The following is a 23805-nucleotide window of genomic DNA, read 5'->3' as shown; positions in this document are numbered from 1 at the left end:
ACGCAATAGTTTTTCAATCTACAAATTAGATTCTTTACCTCTCATTAAAATATTGACTTTTGAAGTTGGGTATTGGTTCGTCATTTATTATGGTTATGCCCTATTTTCCATGCTATTTTTTGGAGAAGGTGACAATAGTTTCATGTACACAGAAACAAATCATTTTATTCATTTAGGGCTAATTTTTATTCCAATAACCTTCTTCAATCTGTATCAATTCTTAAAATTTTATAGACAAAAACTGTTTTTAAAGTCGAATTACTACCTTTGGGTTCAACTATTATTGACAATTACATTCATCTGGTTTGTAGTAGTAATTGAACCTATTGAACTTTAAATTAATGCTTTACCGTAAATGTTTTGATAAATTTTGAGTTGGTGAATGTTGAGTTATGGCTTTGTGCTTTCAATTTAAATACTCATTTAAAGCTACTATTTAATAAAATCACTAAATCACTCATTCGCTCAATCACTCAATAGAAAATCACTCAATAAAATCTTGTCCCTAAAAGCCAAATATATCCTTTTTGTTACGCTCATTCATGCCGTGATTATCTTCCTTACTTTTCGGCTTTTGAATGAGAATAAACTCTATTTTATCCTTTCCGAAATCTTGGTTTTGGCTTCGATTGTGATTGCTATACAATTGTATCAAGATTTTATTCAGCCTTTAAAATTCTTATTAATGGGAGCGGAGGCGATAAAAGACCAAGATTTTGCAGTGAAATTCAAACCCGTTGGCAAGTACGAAATGGACGAATTGATTGCGGTATATAATGCCATGATTGACCAACTTCGCAACGAACGCCTGCAAGTAATGGAACAACATTTCTTTCTGGAAAAACTGATTCAGGCTTCACCGATTGCCATTATGATTTTAGATTTTGATGGAAATATTACTAAAGCTAATCCTAAAGCACAAGAGCTTTTTACTTTGCCAGAATACTTTACTACGATTTTTCCATTGAGCCAAATTCAGCATCCAATTATTCCACATTTACTTTTATTAGCAAACAAAGAAGCCCAAACAGTACAATTAAACGGCTTGGCAACTTATAAAATCCAGCGTTCTTTTTTTATGGATAGAGGTTTCGCTCGCCCTTTTTTACTGATTGAAGAACTCACCACAGAAATTCTGGCGACAGAAAAGAAAGCCTATGGAAAAGTAATTAGAATGATGGCACATGAAGTAAATAATTCGATTGGAGCAGTGAATTCTATTTTAGATGTTACAAAAAAATATATCGAAGAACCTGATTTACAAAATGCCTTGAACGTAGCCACTGAACGAAATGATAGATTGAACCTGTTTATGCGACGTTTTGCCGATATTGTACGTTTGCCTTTGCCTAATAAAGAACTCAAAAGTATGAGTGCTATCGTCAACAATGCAGTTGCATTGATGCGTTTACAGATGGAACAAAAAGGTATTTCCTTGCAAGCGACTTATCAAGAAAACCCTAAACAAGTAGCGGTTGATGTTGGACAAATGGAACAAGTTTTGGTGAATGTCCTGAAAAATGCCATTGAAGCTTGTGAAGGAAATACAGCAAAAACAATAAAAGTAAGCGTTAGTAATACGCAAATACTTATCAGTAATAACGGCAAACCCATTCCCAAAACTATTGAGCAACAATTGTTTACGCCATTTTTCAGCGATAAACCCGAAGGACAAGGAATAGGATTAATGCTTTGCAGAGAAATTTTAAATAATCATGGCTTTACTTTTTCCTTACAAACCAATGAAGAAAACATAACAGAATTTACCATTCATTTTGTTTAGAAGAAAGAAGTGGTAGAAAACAAAGAGGACAAAATCATTAAGACTTTGCCCTCTTTTAATATTGAAAAAACAAAAATTACTTCGCCAAAGCAGCTTTAAGATTTTCATCTATTGCAGCTAAGAATTCTTCAGTATATAAATAATGTTCGCCATGATTTACTTTATTTCCGTAAATACAAACAGCTAAATCTTTCGTCATTTTACCAGATTCAACCGTTTCAACACAAACTTTTTCTAAAGTTTGAGAGAAGTTGATTAATTCTTGGTTATCGTCTAATTTACCACGGAATTCTAAACCACGAGTCCAAGCGAAAATAGAAGCGATTGGGTTAGTAGATGTTGGTCTTCCTTTTTGGTGTTCACGGTAGTGACGAGTAACAGTTCCGTGTGCAGCTTCAGCTTCCATTGTTTTTCCGTCTGGAGTAATCAATACTGAAGTCATCAAACCTAATGAACCGAAACCTTGAGCAACAGTATCAGACTGAACGTCGCCATCGTAGTTTTTACAAGCCCAAACGAAATTACCATTCCATTTCAAAGCAGAAGCCACCATGTCATCAATCAAACGGTGTTCGTAAGTGATACCTGCTGCTTCGTATTGTGCTTTGTAATCTGCTTGGTAGATTTCTTCAAAAATATCTTTGAAACGACCATCGTATTTTTTCAAGATGGTGTTTTTAGTTGATAAATATAAAGGCCATCCTTTGCTTAATGCCATGTTAAAACATGAGTGAGCAAATCCACGGATAGACTCGTCAGTGTTGTACATTGTTAACGCTACACCGTCGTTTTTGAAGTTGAATACCTCAAAAGTTTGTGGCTCAGAACCATCTTCAGGTGTGAAAGTAACTGTTAATTTACCTTTTCCTTTTGTTAAGAAGTCAGTAGCTCTATATTGATCACCAAAAGCGTGACGACCAATCATGATTGGAGCTGTCCAGTTTGGTACTAATCTTGGAACGTTAGCACAAACGATTGGCTCACGGAAAACAGTACCATCCAAGATGTTACGGATTGTTCCATTTGGCGATTTCCACATTTGTTTCAAGCCGAACTCTTCAACACGTTGTTCGTCTGGCGTGATTGTAGCACATTTGATACCAACACCGTATTGTTTGATAGCATTTGCAGCATCAATTGTTACTTGGTCGTTAGTTTCGTCACGGTATTCCATTCCTAAATCGTAGTATTTAATATCTACATCTAAGTAAGGAGTAATCAATTTATCCTTGATGAATTTCCAGATAATTCGAGTCATTTCGTCGCCATCTAATTCAACGACAGGGTTCGCAACTTTAATTTTTTCCATTGTGAAATATGCTAATTGGGAATTTTGAACTTTAATTGATTGAATTAATTCAATTTTCTTTTTATTAAAGAATGATTTTTGGGCAAAGGTAATCAATGAATTAATACGGAATGTGTTTTGTTTCCCTAAATTCTATATAGATTGACTTGTGCTTGAAAAAAATACAATTTTTAGTGCCAAAAAATAAAAATATTGAAAATCAGGCTCAATAAGAACCGAATATTTGATTTTTAACTGAAAATGCCATTTTAACCAAAATAGTAACAAATGCTTTGAAAATAATAAGAATTAATCTACTTACTTTGTATTTTAATTAGCTATTTAAAGAAGTGGAAATATATTAATATAATTAAAAGTATTCTATATTAAAATATTGAAGATCAGTATGTAAAATAATTTTGCGTCAGCAATTTTCTGAAATTCTACTGTTTGAGCGAAGCGAGTTTAGAATTTCTTGACTTTCTTTTGTTACTTTTCTTTTGTCAAGAAAAGAAAAGTAAGGTCTTTCAGAAGGGAAAAACGTTGGTTTAACACAATCAATATTGTTTTCACACTTCTTTGATAGCACATTTACCCAAAAATGATTTTAATCAATTTTATTTGTGGAAATCAAAAAAATAAGTCCTAACGATACTTGGGCAATCCGACAAAGCGTAATGTGGCCCGACAAACCAATTACTTATGTGCAATTGGAGGAAGATGAAAATGGTTTACATTTTGGCGTATTTGAAAATGATGAATTACTTTCAATCGTCTCTTTATTTATAGAAAATGACAATGCACAATTCAGAAAATTTGCAACTCAAGTAATTCACCAAGGCAAAGGACATGGTTCGGCTTTATTAAATTTCTTGATTCACGAATGTGAAAAACAACATATAAAAACCCTCTGGTGCAATGCCAGAATAACTGCTTATCCTTTTTATCAAAAATTTGGCTTTGAAATCGTCTCAGACACTTGGACAAAAGATGGAATCGAGTTTGTGAAGATGAGTAAAACATTGAAAACCCAGATTTAATATTCATTAAAAATGACTGATTATATATTAAGAATTGATTGTCCTGACGAAAAAGGACTTGTTCATAAAATTACAGGAGTACTTTTTTTCAACAATCTCAATATTGAACGTACCGACGAATTTGTAGATATAGACAATAATCTATTTTTCATGCGTGTGGCTTTTTCGGGTGATTGCGACCCAGAAAGAATTGAAGACGGACTAAGAGGAATTTTGCCAAGTACTGCTAATATCGACCTTTCGACCAAGCAAGTAAAAGACGTTGTGGTGTTGGTAACAAAGGAGCATCATTGTTTGTCTGATTTATTGATTCGCAATGAATTCAAAGATTTACCTTTCAATATTTTGGCTGTCATTGGCAATCATGAAGTATTGCGTCCGCTTACTGAAAAGTTTAATATTCCTTTTCATTACATTCCAGCAGAAGGTATTACTCGTGCTGAGCATGAGAAGCAGATTGAAGAATTAGTAAGAAGTTATTCGCCAGATTATTTAATTTTAGCCAAATTTATGCGAATACTTACGCATGAGTTTACTGAGAAGTTTAGAAAGAAAGTTGTTAATATTCATCATTCATTCTTGCCTGCATTTATTGGAGCAAATCCTTATAAACAGGCATATATGAGAGGTGTGAAAATCATTGGTGCAACAGCACATTTTGTAACGGATGATTTGGATGAAGGTCCAATCATTTTCCAAGATATTACTCGTGTCAATCATACTAAAAATGCTTTAGAAATGGCTCAGGCTGGACGTGACGTAGAGAAAATCGTATTGGCAAAAGCCCTAAAATTAGTCTTTGAAGATAGAGTGTTTATTCATGGAAATAAGACGATTATTTTTGAGTAAAAATTAAATAAAACTGCATTGAAATTATCAATCATCGTTGCCGTTGCTGAAAATGGCGTTATCGGACATAATAATCAGTTGATTTGGCGTTTGCCAGAAGATTTAAAAATGTTTAAAAGACTTACTTCGGGGCATCCGATTATCATGGGTCGTAAAACTTTTGAATCTATCGGAAAGCCTTTGCCGAACCGTACTTCTATTATCATTACTAAAAATCCTGAATTTCAAATTGAAGGTTGCATTACGGTTCATTCTTTGGAAGAAGCCATCGAAGCCGCCAACGAAATAGAAGAAAACGAAGCTTTTATTATTGGCGGAGCAGAAATTTATCGTTTGGCTTTGCCTTTTGCAGATACAATTTACTTGACAGAAGTACATCATAGCTTTGAAGGCGATACTTTTTTCCCAGCAATTGACAAAGAACTTTGGGAAGAAGCAAACCGAATCGACCACAATATTGACGAAAAACATTTATACAAATACTCTTTTGTGGAATTAGAGAAATGATTTGAAGATGTGTTGATTTGAAGATTGTTTTAATAACAAATGTTCAATAATAAGTATCATTAATGACATTACTTAGTGAATTAAAGTATTGTATTTCAGTATTTTAATTCACTAATTCATCACCGCATCGGCGGACCGCTCACAATTCACAACTCACAACTAAAATGATACAAATAGCCGATAAAGCCATTGATATTCAAGCTTGCATTGATGCCGCACAGTCTGAACGTGCGGGAGCGGTGGATGTATTTATCGGAACAGTCAGAAATCATAATAAACAAAAAGAGGTCGTTCGACTCATTTTTGAAACTTATGATTCGATGGCAATCAAAAAAATGCAAGAACTTGCCGACCAAGCTTGTGAAAAATGGGAAATAGAAAAAGTAGTAATGGTTCACCGCAAAGGTGTGTTAGAAATCGGTGATGTAGCCGTAGTAATTGCCGTTTCTACGCCACATCGTAAAGCATCATTCGAGGCTTGTGAGTGGCTGATTGATACGTTGAAACAAGTAGTACCTATCTGGAAAAGAGAAGTTTACCAAGATGGCGAAGAATGGTTGGAAGCTCATCCGTAATTACATAATCATCAAATTACAACCACGAATATCCGAATTGTCGAATCTGCCCAATACCCTAAATTGTTGATTTCCTGTGGCAAAAGAACCCAAATCCTTAGTTTCTATAAACGAACAGGAATCTACATTGGCTAAATCAATCACGTTGATGCCTCCTCTATGTTGATTTTCAACATTAAATGGGTCGTTAACATCACGTAATAAAATCTTCATCGAAGCAGGTAAATCAAAAATACCATCGCCAAAAGAGTAGCCTTGCGAAAGTAATTCCGTCATGCCATATTCAGAATGAATTTTATCGACAGCAAAAGCTTTTGTTAAAATTTCGTGTACTTCTTCTCGCAATAATTCCTTTCTTCTCCCTTTCATGCCGCCTGTTTCCATTACGATTAAATTATTGAAATCTTGTAAAAAAAATAAATCTAAGCCAGCTTCGGCAAAATCTAACAAACCAAAAGTAACACCGATTAATAGGATTTTTTTATCAGGATTTTCTGTCGAAATACGTTGCATCGTTGCTCCTAATTCTTGATAATTATTCAAATAAAAACCAGAATCAGACGATTTACTTTGTTGAATAAAATGCTCAACCATATAAACCAAAGAAGAATTATTTCGCTCAAGATAGGAGGGAAGTAAAGCCAAAATGGTAAAATCTGACAGTTTTCCATAAAACTTTTCAAAGATTTGTTCAGCAATTTGCAAGTAAAAATCAGGGTCGGCTACTAAATGTCTTGAAGTATTTTGTCCAGTCGTTCCGCTACTTTCAAAGATAACTTTAGGCTCAATATCGCCAGTTAAAATGGTTTGAGTCTTGAAAAATTCTATTGGTAAAAAAGGAATGTCTTGAATTGACTGCAATATTGATACATCAACTTGAAGATTTTTTAAGTATTTTGCGTAAGTAATATTATTTTGTGCTTGAAAACGGAAAATATCCAAAGCCAAAGCATCGAAATTTGCTGAATTTACTGTTAGAACGCTTGCTTTTAATTGTGCTGATGTTATCATTTTTGGGGTCTATGCTTCAAATTCCTCTTAATCGTTCTACAAAATTAAGCAATTCATTAAAATGCAGCACAATAAAGCAACAAGCAAGAAGGATAAAACGTTATATCATCAAAATGTTTTTTTTAATACTATGAAGAAGATTTTATACATATTTGGATTTTTAGCATTGATTGTTTCATGTACTGGGCTACCAGATTTCAGTAATATTCCAAGTATTTCATATAATAATGTTCGCATTATTACAAAACTTTCTGGAATAAATGGGACTAATAAAACAGATTCACTAATATTATCAATTAATTATCAAGATGGTGATGGAGATTTGGGAATTACAAAAGATGAATTGGCAGCTTTGAAAAAAATACACGGGGATAGCCTAAAAACCTTTGTCATTGATGTGTATGTGAAAAAAAATGGTAAATTCCTGAGGAGCGACCCTAAAGAAAAATTTGGTGGAGATATTTTATTTCACTTGAAGGAAAGTTCAAAGCCTGGTCCTATCGAAGGTGTTATAGATTATTCAGTTCCTTTTGTTTATGGGCTTTATGATGGAGTTCCATACATGACTGGTAAAAACGATACTTTAAAATTTGCTGTTACACTCAAAGACAGAGCTTTGAATGTAAGTAATACTATCGAGACGCCAGAATTTGTTATTTATAAACAGTGAAAACATTACATATATTTTCTTAAAAATAGGCATGGCTTCGGTTATGCCTATTTTGTTTTGGGCTATTCCAGCTTTACAACCGCCTTTTCTACGCTATTTTTTTTAACTTTGATGATATATCTTACAATTAATTCCGTACAAACCGAAAAGCTATTCATCAAGTCATTAATCAACAACCAATTCCCATAACATTCGTGAAAAAACTACTCTTTTTTGCCTTAGTCATCTTCTCTGCCAATAATTATTCTGCATTGGCACAAAACAAAAAAGCCATTACTTTAGAAGACATTTGGTCTAAATACACTTTCGTTCAGAACCAAGTACAGAATATCAACTGGATGAAAGACGGAGCATTCTATACTGCTCTTGATAATGGCAAAGTTATCAAACACCAAGTAACAGATGGCGCCGCAGTTGAAACGTTATTCAACGAAGCCGTGAGTGTTGAAAACTTAGGAAAGAAAATCATGGTGGATGATTACGCTCTTTCTGCCGATGAACAAAAATTATTAATCAGTACTGAATCTGAACCAATTTATCGTCGTAGTTCTAAAGAAGAAAACTTTGTGTATGACCTAAAGACCAAGAAATTAGTCCAATTGTCAAGCGGTGGAAAACAAATGTTTGCTACTTTTTCGCCCGACGGTGCTAAAGTCGCTTTTGTTCGTCAGAATAATTTATTTGTGGTGGATTTAGCAACCATGTCAGAACAAAAAATTACTAACGATGGCAAATGGAATCATATCATCAACGGTGCTTGCGACTGGGTTTATGAAGAAGAATTCTCTTTTGCTCGTGCTTTTCAATGGTCGCCAGATAGTAAAAAGATTGCTTTCTATACTTTCGACGAAACCAACGTTCCAGAATACAATATGCAAATGTGGGGCAAGCTTTATCCTACAGATTACAGATATAAATATCCAAAAGCTGGCGAAGCAAATTCTACTGTAAGCATTTCGGTGCATCATTTATCAGAAGGGAAAACCATTAAAATGGATATTGGTTCTGAAACTGATATGTATATTCCAAGAATCCGCTGGACACAAGATGCTAACTTGCTTTCGATAGAAAGATTAAACCGTTTACAAAACCGTTTGGATATTATTCATGCTGATGCACAAACAGGAACAGGCAATATTGTGCTTACAGAAACAAGTAATACTTATGTAGATGTTGAAAACTTTGGAGATGATTTGACTTATTTATCAGATGGAAAATCATTTATCATGTCTTCTGAAAAAGATGGTTTTAAACACCTTTATCACTACGATATGTCAGGTAAATTAATCCGTCAAATTACAACTGGTAAGTGGGAAATAGATGATTTTTGTGGCATCGACGAAAATACCAAGACACTTTATTTTACTTCTACTGAATTATCAAGTACTGAACGTCAATTATTCAGTATTTCTTTAGAAGGAAAGCTGAAAAAACAACTCTCGCAAGAGCATGGCATGAATACCGCAAGCTTTAGCAATGACTTTAAATATTATATCCTTCAACATTCCGCTTCCAATAGTCCGCTGAAAGTAAGTTTACACAAAGCACCATCGGGACAATTAGTAAAAGTATTGGAAGATAATGCCGCACTCAGAAAAACCCTTGAAACATTCGATATTGCTAAGAAAGAATTCATGACTATCAGAACCTCAGAGAACATTGAGCTAAACGCATGGATGATTAAACCAACGGATTTCGACCCTAAAAAGAAATATCCAGTCTTTATGTTCTTATACGGTGGGCCGGGCAGTCAAGAAGTATTGAATGAATTCGATAGTTTCAATACTTTTTGGTATCAACATTTGGTTCAAAAAGGATACATCGTGGCATGTGTAGATAACCGTGGTACTGGTGGAAAAGGAGCAGACTTTAAGAAATGTACCTACTTGAATTTAGGGAAATTAGAAGTAAAAGACCAAATAGAAGCCGCCAAATACTGGGGTAATTTGCCATTCGTAGATAAAACAAGAATTGGTATTCAAGGATGGAGTTATGGTGGCTATATGTCATCCAACTGTTTATTTCAAGGAGCAGATTATTTCAAAACTGCCATTGCCGTTGCACCCGTAACCAACTGGCGTTTTTATGATAGTATATATACTGAACGCTTCTTGAGAACGCCTCAAGAAAATGCAAAAGGCTATGATGAAAACTCACCCGTTACTTATGCCAAAAATTTAAAAGGTAATTTCTTATTAGTACACGGAACAGGCGATGACAACGTTCATTTTCAGAATTCAATCGCTTTAGAGGAGGCATTGATTAAGGCAAATAAACAATTTCAATCGTTTTATTACCCAAACAAGAATCATGGTATTTATGGAGGAAACACACGTTTCCATCTTTATACAATGATGACCAACTTTATCGAAAAAAACTTATAAGCATTCCCGATTAATAGGAGAGATACAGAGCGTAGAAGCAATTGGCTATTGTTTAAGGAACATAAAGTGAAGTAAATAAGAGTTGTGAGTTTAAGATATTGATAAGCAATGTTTTAAATTGAAAAAGATGCCGTCATTCATTTTAAATATACTACTTATTTTAAAAGACAAATCACTTAATGAATACTTGCGATAGCCAATTTTATCAATGCAGTCGCCTATCCCGTGAGTGCAGAAGCTAATAGTATAAATGCAGTCATCTATCCCGTGAGTGCAGAAGCAAATAGTATGAATGCAGTCGCTTATCCCGTCAGTGCAGGAGCTAATAGTATGAGTGCAGTCGCCTATCCCGTCGGTGCAGGAGCTAATAGTATGAATGCAGTCGCTTATCCCGTGAGTGCAGGAGCAAATAGTATGAATGCAGTCGCTTATCCCGTCAGTGCAGGAGCTAATAGTATGAATGCAGTCGCTTATCCCGTGAGTGCAGGAGCAAATAGTATGAATGCAGTTGCTTTGTCACATCAGTAGCACGAGTTTCCAACTCGTAAAATTGAGAATGATTTTATTGAATAAAAGGTGGACACTCGCCCTCATTGGAAATAACTCCAACAAGAGCATAATAGACACTTACAATTTGGCAGGAAATAATTGTACCACATTTACTTGTGATGCTTTAAGATCTGGAGGTGTAAGAATTCATGATATTACAACTCCATCAGGGTTTAACCTTTTTATGAAAGGATTTGGTAATTGGTATTATAATCGAAATAAATAAAATGAGATATTTAAAAATACTAGTGCTAATATTTGGGATGGGAATAGTACTTCAATGTTATGGCTATATAAATTCTGTTGTTAGCTATAAATATGAGGTTGATTTAATGACAACAAATATTGAAACGTCCGAAAGTCTTTCTCAAGTTGAAAGGAAAATACTAATGATACAAGTTAAAAATCGAAGTAGTGAAATTGTAAAATTTCAAAGGCAACTTAAAATTACACTTGGATTGTCGATTTTAAGTTTAATAATCCTTTTTATGATTATTCGGAAGAATACTGAATGAGATTATAAACCCTCGCTTGGCGTAGCGACCCACAAAAAACGATTTTTGCACAAAAGTCAAACAACCGATATTTTTACCTTTGAAAACAAAGAGCAAAAGCCGTAAAACTATTGATATTTCCAATTTCGTGGCGTAGCGTGGCATAGCGATAGTAGTCAAATCAATATTTGATAGGTTATGTTTTACTTTTGTAGAGCATAGACTTCGTTAGGAAGAGTATTTTAATTTTAGACTATCCTACTTTGTTTTCATTTTACTTATCTAAAATACTGGTTAGAGATGAAACAAAAATCGAATCGTAAAAAGGTCAAACAATCTACAAAAGTTAGTCCTTGATGGTGCAATAAATATAGGTGGTGGTACAACAATTGTAGCAGCTTCTATTACAGTAGAGGTGGGAAGTGGTGGAACAGCAACAGTTGTTGCAGCACCAGCCGCCGCAATAGGTGCTGGAATGATTATAAAAGGTGGAGTTGAAGTTGCTGTAGGAAAAATGCTTTATTCAAACGGAAGCGATAATTATAAAAATCAAAAAGGAAGAGCGAATGAAGACGGTAATAATAAGCCTACTAAAAATGAACGAGCTGCTGAAAAAAAATCAAAAAACAGTAACAATTCACAGTATGGAGGTGGTGCCGAACACACGTCAAATGCAAGAGGTTCTACAAAAGGAAAACACGAAGCAGGTAGAGCTCGTAATAAACAAGATAAAGGTGGTGAAAAGGCAGACAATAAAAGATATAGAACACAGGATTCAAAAAAATAAGCATTAATATACAATGGAAAATGTAAAAAGTGAATATTTAAATAAAGTTATCACCATAAAAATACGTCCTAATAGCCATTTTCAAGGAATACTAATAGGTGTTGGAGCTAATTGGCTATTACTTCAATATATTCCTGTTGATTTTATAACAGATGGTTATGTATTGTTAAATCAAAAATATATTTCCGAAATCAATATTTCCGAAGATGATATTTTTACTCAAAAAGTAATAGAATTAAAAGGGGTAAATTCTATGATTTTTGGAAAGGTAGATTTAGAAAATTCTACAAAACTATTTGAAGAATTTAGAGAAAAATCAACTTTGATAGGGATAGAATTGAAAAATCATCAAAAAAGGTATGTTGGATTTGTTACAAAAGAAAGAGAAAAATCAATACGAGTTCAGTTAATAAGTAAGAATTGTAGTTGGTTAAATGAAGAGACCTTTTTATATAATGAACTACGTGCTATTTATTTTGAAGATGATTATTTACATTCTTTAAATCTCTATATAAATCAAGGGAAATAGCCCCCTCTCGGCGTAGCGACCCACAAAAAACGATTTTTGCACAAAAGTCAAACAACCGATATTTTTACCTTTGAAAACAAAGAGCAAAAGCCGTAAAACTATTGATATTTCCAATTTCGTGGCGTAGCGTGGCATAGAATAGTAGTCAAATCAATATTTGATAGGTTATGTTTTGTTTTTGTATTTTACTTCTTGGCTTGGATTAGCACCCCCCGCTCGGCGTAGCGACCCACAAAAAACGATTTTTGTACAAAAGTCAAACAACCGATATTTTTGTATTTGCAAACAAAGATCAAAAGCCGTAAAACTATTGATATTTCCAATTTCGTGGCGTAGCGTGGCATAGCGATAGTAGTCAAATCAATATTTGATAGGTTATGTTTTACTTTTGTAGAGCATAGACTTCGTTAGGAAGAGTATTTTAATTTTAGACTATCCTACTTTGTTTTCATTTTACTTATCTAAAACATTGGTTAGAGATGAAACAAAAATCGAATCGCAAAAAGGTCAAACAATCTACCAAAGTTAGTCCTCTTTCGGTCTTAAATCAACAGGTAGCAGGTATTGATGTGGGATCTAGTGCTCATTATGTATGTGTAGGAGCTTTGTCAGATGAATCCGTCAAACGCTTTGGTACTTTCACTCAAGATTTAGACGAATTAGCCGATTGGTTGGTAAGTCTTGGGGTTACTTCGGTGGCGATGGAATCTACGGGGACGCCCAGTCAGGTATTTACTGGGTCAATCTTTATGATGTTCTTGAAAGTAGAGGATTAGAAGTCTGTTTAGCCAATGCTCGCTATGTTCGCAATGTACCAGGTCGAAAAAGTGATGTATTAGATAGTCAGTGGATACAGCAATTACATAGCTACGGCTTGTTAAGAGGGTCGTTCATTGCAGAGGGTAAAATCAGAGAGTTACGAGCCTATGTTCGTCAGCGAGAGAATTTGGAAAAACAAAAAAGTATTCAAGTCGCATTGATGGGAAAATCGCTTCAATTATTGAATATTAAACTGCATCAAATCGCCTCTGGAACAGAGTTACAAACCAGTATGAATATCATCCGAGCGATAGTTTCAGGAGAAAGAAGTGCCAAAGAATTAGCAAAATTTCGCCATCCTCAGATGAAAACCTCTGTGGAAGATTTTGAGAAAGGCTTACAAGGTAATTGGCGAGCCGAACATCTTTTTAGTCTCAAACAGGCACTAATGATGTATGATTTTATTAAAGAGCAAATGTTATCCTGTGAAAGAGAGATAGAACGAACCTTGGGAGAAATCAATGGAGATTCAGGTGATGAATCAAGAGTCAAAACAAAAGCAATCCGACAAAACGATTACGCCTTCGATGTCAAGAGTTATCTAAAAGAAATGGTAGGCGTAGATTTAACTCAAATCAGAGGAATGGACGAGAAAACGATACTTACCATTTTATCAGAAACAGGTACAGATTTGAGTAAGTGGAAAACAGCTCAACATTTTACTTCTTGGCTTGGATTAGCTCCCAAACCCAAAATTACAGGAGAAAAAATTGTTGGGCATTTTAAACATTCAGTAGCCAACAGAGCCAATCAAGCCTTTAGAATGGCTGCGTGGGCTTTGAGTAATAGCAAATGTTATTTAGGCTCATTCTATCGAAAACTCTCCTCAAGGAAAGGCAGTTTTGTCGCTGTAAAAGCCACAGCACGAAAAATAGCTGTAATTTTCTGGAACATGATGACTAAGAAGGTAGAGTTTGAAACACGCACACAAGCTGAATATGAGATAAAATATCAAGATAGACAATTAAAAAACTTAGAAAAAATGGCTAAAAGACTGGGAATGACTCTTCAAAAATCGAATATTTAATTTACTGGAAATCAAATGGTTAAAAAGCGGTTGTAGGAAGTGTTTTTCACTACGTCAGTGCGTCATGCCTTCTTAGAAGGCTTATATTCTCTCCCCCATCGAGTCATAAGTTTTCCTAAGACTTCAAACACGCATAGAGCATTTGCTCATTCTAGGTATGTGATTTGAGTATTAAAATAATAATTTTACGATGAAGAAAATCATTTTGTATTAATCAATACAGAGATGTGAAATTGGAAAAGATTGTTGACTCAATAGTAAAAAAAGAATTAACCTTAAAGGGTTTATTAGCTAAACCAGATTAGCTTTTCCCCAAAATAAATACTCATATTATGACTATTTTTAGAAATAGTATTTTTATCTTTTTTAAAAGAATAGAAAAAGGAGATTATAGTAGAGCTTTGAACTCTACATTTGCCATTTATGGTTTGTTGATTTACTTCAACATAGATTCTTTAAGAGTTGTCATTGAAATATTTTTTGGCATCAATAAATTAAATATTCTAAATGGTACGATTAATATTTTTGAGGCTATATTATCATTTGGATTTAGTCACCTATTCACATTCAAGAGTGATTTAAGAAGTATTACTTCAGTAAGTAATAAACACAAAGTTTTAACAATATGCTATATTATAATTACATGTGTTAGTTCAATTATTGCTTCTAATATGATTAGAAATATATATTAACATCATTATCTCCCTCGCTCGGCGTAGCGTCCCACAAAAAACGATTTTTGCACAAAAGTCAAACAACCGATATTTTTATATTTTCAAGTAAATTATTTTTGTAATTTACTAATAATCAATTAAAAAGCTGTTGTAGGAAAGTTAATCGACGCATTTCCTACGACTCCAAACGGAGTAGAACGTGACGCTCGTAATTGGCTACAAAGAGAGAGGGAGTTATCTGTAAATTCCCTCGCTTGGCGTGGTGTTTTTCACTAAGTCAGTGCGTCATGTACAATATAAAACGAGTATAAAATGAAAAGGAATATTTTAATCATGTTATTCATTGGGCTATTCACAATTAGTAGCACATTCTCACAAAAAAGAACAGTAGTTTCAGCCTCATTTATTGATTCAAAACGTAAACAAGCCAAAAACTTAATGAAAGACTATTTTTTATTTCACTGTATTAATTACGGTTTAATAAATAATGGGGATAGCACATTACTAAAAGACAGGAGCAAATTATTTTATGATGCTTGGTTAAGCTATATCCCCAATGATGAACGACTACCAATTTTAAACTACGCTAAACAGATTGGAGGAGATGTTCTATTCAGTTTAGAAGCTGAAAAGCAAAGTCTTGTTGGACATTGTTTGAACGGGTACAGAGATAAAGAGTTAGAAAAAATTATGGATATTATAGCGAAGAAATGGGTAATACTTGAAAAAAAGAATCCTTAAGTCTATCAGACAATATGAGCTTTAAGACCCTATATAGGCATTAACCTTAAAGGGTGTATTAGCTAAGCCTGATTAGCTATATAATTCAAATAAATTTCATGTATAATCATGTTCAAAAAATATAGAAAAGTTTTCATAACAATATTCCTGTTGGGCTTACTCTTATTCATTCTAAAAACAATAGCTCCATTTTTTTATTCAGGAGCCTATCCATTTTCAGCTATCTATGAAATAGAAGTAAAAGAGTCGTTGCTGAAACAAAAAATAAAAGAATTCAAAGAAGATAATCCTTCCTATAATACTCCAGAACAATGTGAATTAACCGACCATACTGACCAGTCTTATAATAATTTTTTTATAATATATTTCTACTATAAAAAAGAGAATAAAATTGTTCGAATATGGGTATGTAGTGGTAACAAAAATAAATCAGAATTAGGAGTTGTAGCTATTAATAATGGGCTTGATATAGGAAATTGGAAGAGATTGAATCGAGATTTGGATGAAGATGAGACACAAAAAGAATTATCATTATTTGAAAATAGGATATTAAAGCAGCTTGGTCTTCCATATAAAAAGGAATAGTCTCGCACTAGGATTTAGTTTTCATATAGAAGATTAACCCCTGTTTAGTGTTAGGTTTTCCTAAGACTTCAAACACGCATAGAGGGATTGCTCGTTCTGGGTATTTTTACAGGATGATTAAATTAACTCAAAAGCAAGACATTCTACTTATAAAATGGTATGGTTAGATTGGTATAAAAATGAAAAAAATGATAGATAAGTTATATGTGTGTATGTATTGTTTTATGAGGTTTATTAAAAAAGAGAGAGCAAATCAGGCTTTAGCTTCTTCATTTCTTGGAATCTGCTTTGCCTTTAATGTGAATACCATAGTTGTAGCTTTTATTTTAATAATGTTTAAGCCTACTATTACAAAAGATTTTGCATTATTTGTACCATTGACGTTTGCTTTTTTTTATTTTTTTAATCAAAGATATTTTATTGGCTCAGGAAGGTCTAGAGAACTAACAATCAATTTATTAGAAGGGGAAATGAGAAGTAATAGAAAAGTATTAATAGCCATAACCTATATGTTTTTTTCGATATTTCTTTTTTGGATTACCCCCATGCTACTAGATTGAGATGCCCTATCTAGTCTTAGGTTTTCTCTGAACTCCAAATGCACATAGAGCATTTGTTCGTGAATTAAGCTCAACACTGTAAAAATGAAAAAACTTATATTCTTAATAACCCTACTAATGTTCTCTTGCAAGGAGCATTATACACGAGAAGAAGTAATAACTATGTTAGAATCTAACAATACAGATTCTGTTTTGACGGCTTGTAAATTTATATCAGAAAATAAAGATACCACATACAATCATTATCTTTTAAAAGACCCCTATCAATGGAAAATTACTCATAATTGGCGTTTTCTTGGAATGAATGGTTATGAAGGTCGAATGAAAACCTTACGAAAAGTTACTGGGATAGCACCCCCAAATAAGATAACAAGTACTCCCGATTCTTCAATAGTTGAGTTTTATCGTAAGGTATTGAAAGAGTGAATTCATATCTGAAACTCTGCTTTACAATACCTGAATTATTGATATTTAATTTGGAAGCGTATATCATTTATTATGAATGTTTTCAAGGACCTGATTGGTCAGAAGATTGAAACATGAATATTTATTTAGTAGATATATTACAGTCACTAAACTTGCCAAAGGTGATTTCTACATAAACTAATCAACGTTTAAAGCGATGAATAAAAAACTAGTTTTGCTTTTAGTCATATTGATTTCTTCTTGTATAAAGAATGAAGGAGATTATGAATATATTTATCTGACTAATAACACTAATGAGGATATATATTATTTTTTATCTAAAGATGATATTATTAGAGATACAACACTTATCAAATTGATAAGACCAGATACTACTAATGTCGTGATTGGAAAAAGACCATCTGTAATTTACGCATATAAAGAGGACTCTATTATTTCAAGAGAAAATCAAATGTTCTCCTTTAGAGTTAAACGACAATCAACAAAAGAAATATTTAAGTCTAGCAGTCTTGATGGAGTAATGAATGCTATTTCGATGAAGCAACGAATAAATATTGAATATGATGGTAAAGTCAATGTATTTATTGTTAAAGCTACAGACTTAAATAGTTTTTCAGATAAAAATATCGTGAAAAATAAATTGTGTAAAAAAGTAAGGTCAGTTACCGAAAAAGACATTACTTCTGATACCTTGATAATTGTCCTACCTAGTCATTAGGCATCAATCTTTTAAGTAATGATTAGTTTCATTAAGTTAAGAGTAATGTGTTTTAGGAAATATTGAGACAGGTTTAATCAATAGTCATTAATGAAAAAACTGATTCAAGAAAAGAATTTATAGCAAATGAGAAAAATTAAAGAATTTTTGATTTATATTATTTATTTCACATATAGATATTACTCAAAAGATAATAAAGATTTGGATGACGCAAAGATTCATTCCTTTTTTGTATTGTTAATGGTTGGGTTTTTATATTTTTCGCCAGTTACATTTTACTGTACATCAACATTTGGCTTGTCAAAATATTGGGATAATGATTTATTCTTTTTAGAAAGAAGACTTGCGATAGGTGTAATAATAGTAATCCTGTCAATATTATCTTTTTTTATCTATAGAAGAAAGAAGAAAAAACTGCAACAATATTTTGTTTATTTCGATAACGAATTTAATGAAGAAAAACATAAACGGTATAAAAAGTATGTGTTATCTATTCCAATTGGTGCTTTAGTATGGTTTTTTCTAAGTATGGTTATTGTTGGTGAAATCACTAGATAGTCAACGAAAAAACAAGTACGATATATAGGCATCAATCTTTTAAGTAATGATTAGTTTCATTAAGTTAAGAGTAATGTGTTTTAGGAAATATTGAGACAGGTTTAATCAATAGTCATTAATGAAAAAACTGATTCAAGAAAAGAATTTATAGCAAATGAGAAAAATTAAAGAATTTTTGATTTACATTATTTATTTCACATATAGATATTACTCAAAAGATAATAAGGATTTGGTTGACGCAAAGATTCATTCATTTTTTGTATTGTTAACGGTTGGGTTTTTATATTTTTCTCCAGTTATGATTTATTGCACATCAACATTTGGCTTGTCAAAATATTGGGATAATGATTTATTCTTTTTAGAAAGAAGACTTGCTATAGGTGTAATAATAGTAATCCTGTCAATATTATCTTTTTTTATCTATAGAAGAAAGAAGAAAAAACTGCAACAATATTTTGTCTATTTCGATAATCAATTTGATGAAGAAAAACATAAACGGTATAAGAAGTATGTATTATCTGTTGCAATTGGTGCTGTAATATGGTCTATTCTAAGTGTCATCATTGTTAGTGAAATCACTAGATAGTCAGCAAAAACTATAAAGATTAAGAAATAGTATAAATCATTTTCCATGAAACTAAAACTAACTTCCATCATCATTTTTGTTCAAAGCATAGAAGTACTAAAAGACTTTTATGTAGGCATTTTGGCATTGGAAATCATTGAAGAATATGGTTATAATTGGTTACTCTTAAAAGTAGGGGATTGTCAAATCGGATTGCATAAAATTGGAGAACAGTATTTAGAAGAAAATCAAGAAGCTTTCAAATTTGATAATAATACCAAAATTGTATTTGAAGTAGATGAAGACCTTTATACACTGAGAGAGCAACTAATAGCCCAACAAGTAACATTGGGCGAAGTAAAGACTTTCGATAACTACGATTATTTTTTTTGTGATGGAGAAGACCCAGAAGGAAATGTCTTTCAATTAAAACAACAAAAACCAAAACCGTAGCACGAGTTTTCAACTCGTGGAATTAATTTCCGTGGTCAAAAAAAGAAGCTCGTGTCTCCACGAACTTCTTCCAAAACAATGCTTTTTCTTAATTCCAAATGTCATTCATCTCCGTCAATACAATTGGTTTTCCGTCGGTAACAACAATTGTATGTTCGTGTTGTGCCATAAAACCGCCTTTGTTTCCAACCATCGTCCAGCCATCATACAATGTTTCAGCGTAAGTTGATGTCGTAGAAATGAATGTTTCAATCGCAACGACCGAGTTTTTCTTAAATCTTGTTGTATTATACTTATCTCTGAAATTGGCTATTTCGCTCGGTTCTTCGTGAAGACTTCTTCCTACTCCGTGACCAGTGAGATTTTTGATGACTTTATAACCTCTTTTCTTAGCTTCGGTTTCAATCAAAAGTCCAATATCAGCAATACGCACGCCACCTTTAATGTTAAAAATAGCTTTATGTAAAATTTGCTTTGATGCTTCAACCAATTGTTGATGTTTATTTACATCATTTCCAATGACAAATGAAGCACCATTATCCGACCAAAAACCACCAAGTTCTGCCGAAACATCAATATTGATTAAATCTCCTTCTTTTAATACTTTTCTGTTTGAAGGAATGCCATGACAAAATTCATTATTAGTGCTAATGCAAGTCCAACCTGGAAAACCATAAGTAAGATAAGGAGCAGATTTAGCTCCCAAGTCATTCAGGATTTGTCCGCCATAATTATCCAACTCTTTTGTTGTGATACCCGGTTGGGCAAATTTTCTCATTTCTTTCAACGTGTAAGCAACCGCTTCACTAATTTTTTGCATTCCCACTAACTCATACTCTTTTGTTATCGACATATTGCTATTTTCTAAAGTATTTGTTGTATTCAGCTTGACTGCTGAGTTTTAAAGATAGACAAATTTACGTTTTTTCTTATGAGGAGAAAAATAGAAGAAACGAACCTCACTTTATCGCTCAGCGAAATCTTTACTCGCCGCTAGTCCAAGTATTAATCAGAGCGTCACTTGGACTAAATAAGTATTCTTTTCCCGTGTTCTGTGGCACACAGAACACGGAAAGGGGGCTTGAGACATAAAATTACGAATTCCCTTAAATCATCCACAATCCACATCCACGACAATCCCAACGCCTTTAAAGTCTTTTGATAGTATTATGTTTTGTACTTGTTCGGCAATAAAGGCTTTTGCTCCTTTTAGATTGATGGTTTTTTCGAGTTTTATCATGATTTCAAATAAATACTGATTACGAACTCTTTCTACCAATGGTTTTTCTGGACCTAATACTCTTGGTGTTCCCAGTTTTTCGATAAGCTTTTGTGCTAAAGCTTGGGCTGCTTTTTCGGCATTAGGTTGGTCGATATGCCTTAAAGTAATCTTGATAATTCTGGTAAAAGGTGGATATTGAAAGTCTTCTCGCTCTTTGATTTCGTCTTGATACAAACCTTCATAATCATTTTCGATAATTTGTTGCAGTATTTTTTGCTTAGGATTATTGGTCTGAATCAATACTTTGCCTTGCGTTGCTCTTCGTCCTGCTCGTCCTGCTACTTGAGTCAGCATTTGAAAAGCTCTTTCCGAAGCACGAAAATCTGGAAAATGAATCATTCTATCCGCATCAAAAATGCAGACAAGACTCACTTTTTCAAAATCCAATCCTTTAGAAACCATTTGCGTACCCACCAAAATATCTACCGCACCGCTTTCTACTTCATTAATCAAGGTTTGGAAAGCCGTTTTGGTTCTGGTAGTATCCAAATCCATGCGGGCGATTTTGGCATTTGGCAAAAAGATTTGCAATTCTTCCTCCAATTTTTCTGTACCATAACCTCTTGTTTTCAACTTTGTAGAACCGCAAGCCTGACAAGTTTTTGACATCGGTTCGTGGTGTCCGCAATAATGGCAACGCAATTCTTGATTGCTATAATGATAAGTAAGACTCACATCACAATTGGGACAAGCCGCAATAGTATCGCAATCTTCGCACTGAATATATGGCGAATAACCCCGACGGTTTTGAAATAAAATGGTCTGCTGTTTTTTCTCCAGATTCAAGCCCATTGTGTCTAACATCAGGTTTGAAAAATCACCTTTAGTTAGTTTTTGTTTTCGAGCCGCCTTGATGTCGATAAGTTCAATGTCTGGCAATTGCGTATTGCCAAAACGTTCTTTCATTTCTACAAAACCATATCTTTCGGTTTTGGCATTGTAAAAACTTTCAATGGAAGGCGTAGCAGAACCCAACAATACTTTAGCTTTTTGTCGATGAGCAATCACCACTGCTACATCTCTGGCATGATAGCGAGGAGCAGGGTCGAATTGTTTATAAGAAGTTTCGTGTTCTTCATCAACAATGATGAGTCCGAGATTATCAAAAGGCAAAAACACCGCTGAACGCACGCCCACCACAAATTGAAATTTGCCCGAAACCACACCTTTCCATACTTCTACCCGTTCATTATCCGAAAACCGAGAATGATAAATGCCCATTTTATCACCAAAAACCTTGCGTAATCGCACCACAATTTGGGTCGTCAAGGCAATTTCTGGCAATAAATACAGTACTTGCGAACCACTTTCTAATACTTGTTCAATCAATTTGATATATACTTCGGTTTTTCCACTGCCCGTAATACCATGCAAAAGCGTAGTGTCTTTTGTCTGAAAACTTTGCATGATTTCAGCAAAAGCTTTTTCTTGAGATTCAGAAAGTACTGGCGTTGGAGCTTCCACAAAATCAAGGTCTTCTTCAAAGCGACTGACGATTACTTCAAATTGTTCAAGAATCCCATTTTTCAATAAAGTACTCAGCGAACTTTCCGAAACATTGGCTTTGGTCAAGGCACTTTTTTCTAAACCTTTTTTATTCAATTCAGGCGTGCGGAGGACGGGAACGAACTTTAAATAATTCAAAATCACATCCAATTGTTTGGGCGATTTTTCTAACTCGCCAATCAAAGCCGTTAAGTAATTTGCATCTTCATAAAAAGAATTTAGCCTGATTTTTTTTAGAATTTTTGGCGTATATTTTTCACGCACTTCTTCAAAAACAATGACAGCCTTTTTCTGAATTAAAGACTTAATGATATGATAAACATTTTTTACTTCGGCAAAACGTGCGAGTTCATCATAATTCAAAGACTGATGTTTTTTGAGTTCTTCAATGATTTCCGTTTCACGTTCTGTCAATAAAGCAGGCTGGTCGAATTCGGGATTAAACTGTACTTTCGATAAACTCGAAATCTTCAAACCCGAAGGCAAAGCAATGTTCAGCACTTCGCCGACGGTACACATATAATAATCGGCAATCCAGTAGAAAAGCTCAATTTGTTTGGTATTCACCAAAGGAGCGTCGTCTAATACTTCTAAAATATATTTGGCTTGATATTTTTCTGGCGGTTTGTTGTGAATACGGGCAATAACAGCCGTAACCACTTTGGTTTTCCCGAATTGCACAATTACTCTTAAACCCGTAGTGATACTGGCAGCGTACTCACGTGGCACACGATACGTAAAAGTATTCGGTACAGCAACAGGTACGATTACATCGGCAAAAAGGGTGATTTCTTCTTGAAAAAGGGATTCGGAATTATTTGAAATGATGTTCTCCAATTCGTTTAATTAGTTCTTGAGCTAACAAATATACTTTTGTTCTACCTCTTTCTGGAATAAAATGTGGAGAATTATCAGCTTTTGAAGCTCGTTCGATGGCTAAATGAAGGTTTTGTAATGGATTTTTAGGGAATAAACCTTCATCTTTCAACAAACCAAAATGTCTTTTAAGTTCTCTGCCACTTTGGGAAGAAAACGTTTCTAAATCTTTTGCATGAGCCAATAACCAAATTTCAAAACACGGATTACTAATCGCTAAATTCCAATTGACGATTTTATCACACTCATTTTGAATAGTGTGGAGGTCTTTAAGTTCCCATCGGTCAATGTCCATTACCATCCAAAGTTGGTCATAGTTATTAAAATTCAAGTTTTCACTTTCTTTTACAGCTTTGTCTAATACCCATTTAGGAGCAGATTTATTATCAGATGGAGGAACTACTTTGATTTTAATTCTTTGTTGTTTTAATTTATGGAAGTATGTAAAATATTCAACTTCTGTTTTTGCTCCCTCACAAATAATAATAAACCATGAGGAATCACGGTGAGGGATACTCTTTTTATAATTTCTATTTTCTTTCTGCATGA

General features: G+C 33.7%; 24 protein-coding genes. 19 read left to right on the top strand and 5 right to left on the bottom strand.

Features of this window, described 5'->3' with window-relative positions; all coding sequences use genetic code 11:
- Positions 1-499 precede the first annotated feature (499 nt).
- Positions 500-1783, top strand: coding sequence for a sensor histidine kinase (locus HNP25_RS10155; protein ID WP_184133865.1), 1284 nt, complete (start codon positions 500-502; stop codon positions 1781-1783).
- Between the two features lie 76 nt (positions 1784-1859).
- Here HNP25_RS10155 and HNP25_RS10150 read toward each other — a convergent pair whose 3' ends face one another.
- On the bottom strand, positions 1860-3092 hold the full coding sequence (locus HNP25_RS10150; protein ID WP_184133864.1) for an isocitrate dehydrogenase (NADP(+)): 1233 nt from the start codon (positions 3090-3092) through the stop codon (positions 1860-1862).
- Between the two features lie 602 nt (positions 3093-3694).
- Here HNP25_RS10150 and HNP25_RS10145 point away from each other — a divergent pair.
- The 4 genes from HNP25_RS10145 (at position 3695) to HNP25_RS10130 (ending at position 6042) form a co-directional block, all read left to right on the top strand.
- On the top strand, positions 3695-4111 hold the full coding sequence (locus HNP25_RS10145) for a GNAT family N-acetyltransferase (protein ID WP_221432441.1): 417 nt from the start codon (positions 3695-3697) through the stop codon (positions 4109-4111).
- Positions 4112-4123: 12 nt separating this feature from the next.
- On the top strand, positions 4124-4960 hold the full coding sequence (gene purU, locus HNP25_RS10140; protein WP_184133862.1) for a formyltetrahydrofolate deformylase: 837 nt from the start codon (positions 4124-4126) through the stop codon (positions 4958-4960).
- A gap of 18 nt (positions 4961-4978) precedes the next feature.
- Positions 4979-5467 carry a dihydrofolate reductase gene (locus HNP25_RS10135; protein ID WP_184133861.1) on the top strand — a complete coding sequence of 163 codons (489 nt, stop codon included), beginning with the start codon at positions 4979-4981 and terminating at the stop codon, positions 5465-5467.
- Between the two features lie 164 nt (positions 5468-5631).
- The gene (locus tag HNP25_RS10130) at positions 5632-6042 is read left to right on the top strand and encodes a molybdenum cofactor biosynthesis protein MoaE (RefSeq protein WP_184133859.1); all 411 of its coding nucleotides are present in this window, start codon (positions 5632-5634) and stop codon (positions 6040-6042) included.
- On the opposite strand, the gene HNP25_RS10125 is transcribed toward HNP25_RS10130, so the two are convergent.
- Positions 6043-7053, bottom strand: coding sequence for a LuxE/PaaK family acyltransferase (locus tag HNP25_RS10125; RefSeq protein ID WP_184133857.1), 1011 nt, complete (start codon positions 7051-7053; stop codon positions 6043-6045).
- Positions 7054-7183: 130 nt separating this feature from the next.
- On the opposite strand from HNP25_RS10125, the gene HNP25_RS10120 reads away from it, so the two are divergent.
- From HNP25_RS10120 to HNP25_RS10055, 14 genes are all read left to right on the top strand, one after another.
- Positions 7184-7723 carry a hypothetical protein gene (locus tag HNP25_RS10120; RefSeq protein WP_184133855.1) on the top strand — a complete coding sequence of 180 codons (540 nt, stop codon included), beginning with the start codon at positions 7184-7186 and terminating at the stop codon, positions 7721-7723.
- A 194-nt stretch (positions 7724-7917) separates the two neighbouring features.
- Positions 7918-10107 (top strand): S9 family peptidase, encoded by a 2190-nt coding sequence (locus tag HNP25_RS10115; RefSeq protein ID WP_310587164.1) that lies wholly within the window; start codon positions 7918-7920, stop codon positions 10105-10107.
- A gap of 225 nt (positions 10108-10332) precedes the next feature.
- A complete protein-coding gene (locus tag HNP25_RS10110) occupies positions 10333-10635 on the top strand; it encodes a hypothetical protein (RefSeq protein WP_184133853.1) in 303 nt (100 codons plus the stop codon).
- 930 nt (positions 10636-11565) lie between these two features.
- On the top strand, positions 11566-11937 hold the full coding sequence (locus HNP25_RS10105; protein ID WP_184133850.1) for a hypothetical protein: 372 nt from the start codon (positions 11566-11568) through the stop codon (positions 11935-11937).
- 13 nt (positions 11938-11950) lie between these two features.
- The gene (locus tag HNP25_RS10100; RefSeq protein WP_184133848.1) at positions 11951-12466 is read left to right on the top strand and encodes a hypothetical protein; all 516 of its coding nucleotides are present in this window, start codon (positions 11951-11953) and stop codon (positions 12464-12466) included.
- Between the two features lie 667 nt (positions 12467-13133).
- Positions 13134-14312, top strand: coding sequence for an IS110 family RNA-guided transposase (locus HNP25_RS10095; protein ID WP_184133846.1), 1179 nt, complete (start codon positions 13134-13136; stop codon positions 14310-14312).
- A gap of 986 nt (positions 14313-15298) precedes the next feature.
- A complete protein-coding gene (locus tag HNP25_RS10090; protein WP_184133844.1) occupies positions 15299-15727 on the top strand; it encodes a hypothetical protein in 429 nt (142 codons plus the stop codon).
- A 108-nt stretch (positions 15728-15835) separates the two neighbouring features.
- Positions 15836-16312 carry a hypothetical protein gene (locus HNP25_RS10085; protein WP_184133842.1) on the top strand — a complete coding sequence of 159 codons (477 nt, stop codon included), beginning with the start codon at positions 15836-15838 and terminating at the stop codon, positions 16310-16312.
- Between the two features lie 179 nt (positions 16313-16491).
- The gene (locus HNP25_RS10080) at positions 16492-16872 is read left to right on the top strand and encodes a hypothetical protein (RefSeq protein WP_184133840.1); all 381 of its coding nucleotides are present in this window, start codon (positions 16492-16494) and stop codon (positions 16870-16872) included.
- Between the two features lie 84 nt (positions 16873-16956).
- Positions 16957-17298, top strand: coding sequence for a hypothetical protein (locus HNP25_RS10075; RefSeq protein ID WP_184133839.1), 342 nt, complete (start codon positions 16957-16959; stop codon positions 17296-17298).
- A 196-nt stretch (positions 17299-17494) separates the two neighbouring features.
- Complete coding sequence (locus HNP25_RS10070) at positions 17495-18016, top strand: hypothetical protein (RefSeq protein ID WP_184133838.1); 522 nt, start codon at positions 17495-17497, stop codon at positions 18014-18016.
- Between the two features lie 126 nt (positions 18017-18142).
- Positions 18143-18574 carry a hypothetical protein gene (locus tag HNP25_RS10065; RefSeq protein ID WP_184133837.1) on the top strand — a complete coding sequence of 144 codons (432 nt, stop codon included), beginning with the start codon at positions 18143-18145 and terminating at the stop codon, positions 18572-18574.
- Positions 18575-18728: 154 nt separating this feature from the next.
- The gene (locus HNP25_RS10060) at positions 18729-19160 is read left to right on the top strand and encodes a hypothetical protein (RefSeq protein WP_184133836.1); all 432 of its coding nucleotides are present in this window, start codon (positions 18729-18731) and stop codon (positions 19158-19160) included.
- Between the two features lie 45 nt (positions 19161-19205).
- On the top strand, positions 19206-19592 hold the full coding sequence (locus HNP25_RS10055) for a VOC family protein (RefSeq protein ID WP_184133835.1): 387 nt from the start codon (positions 19206-19208) through the stop codon (positions 19590-19592).
- Positions 19593-19680: 88 nt separating this feature from the next.
- On the opposite strand, the gene map is transcribed toward HNP25_RS10055, so the two are convergent.
- The 3 genes from map to HNP25_RS10040 form a co-directional block, all read right to left on the bottom strand.
- Positions 19681-20445 carry a type I methionyl aminopeptidase gene (gene map, locus HNP25_RS10050; protein WP_184133834.1) on the bottom strand — a complete coding sequence of 255 codons (765 nt, stop codon included), beginning with the start codon at positions 20443-20445 and terminating at the stop codon, positions 19681-19683.
- A 258-nt stretch (positions 20446-20703) separates the two neighbouring features.
- Complete coding sequence (gene priA, locus HNP25_RS10045; RefSeq protein ID WP_221432440.1) at positions 20704-23217, bottom strand: replication restart helicase PriA; 2514 nt, start codon at positions 23215-23217, stop codon at positions 20704-20706.
- Positions 23195-23803 (bottom strand): RloB family protein, encoded by a 609-nt coding sequence (locus HNP25_RS10040; RefSeq protein WP_184133833.1) that lies wholly within the window; start codon positions 23801-23803, stop codon positions 23195-23197. The genes priA and HNP25_RS10040 overlap by 23 nt, the downstream gene beginning before the upstream one ends.
- Between the last annotated feature and the right edge of the window lie 2 nt (positions 23804-23805).

The sequence above is a fragment of the Arcicella rosea genome, from assembly GCF_014204325.1.
Lineage (GTDB): Bacteria > Bacteroidota > Bacteroidia > Cytophagales > Spirosomataceae > Arcicella > Arcicella rosea_A.
The sequence above is the reverse complement of the archived record's forward strand: the minus strand, read 5'-3'. Positions and strand labels throughout refer to the sequence as shown.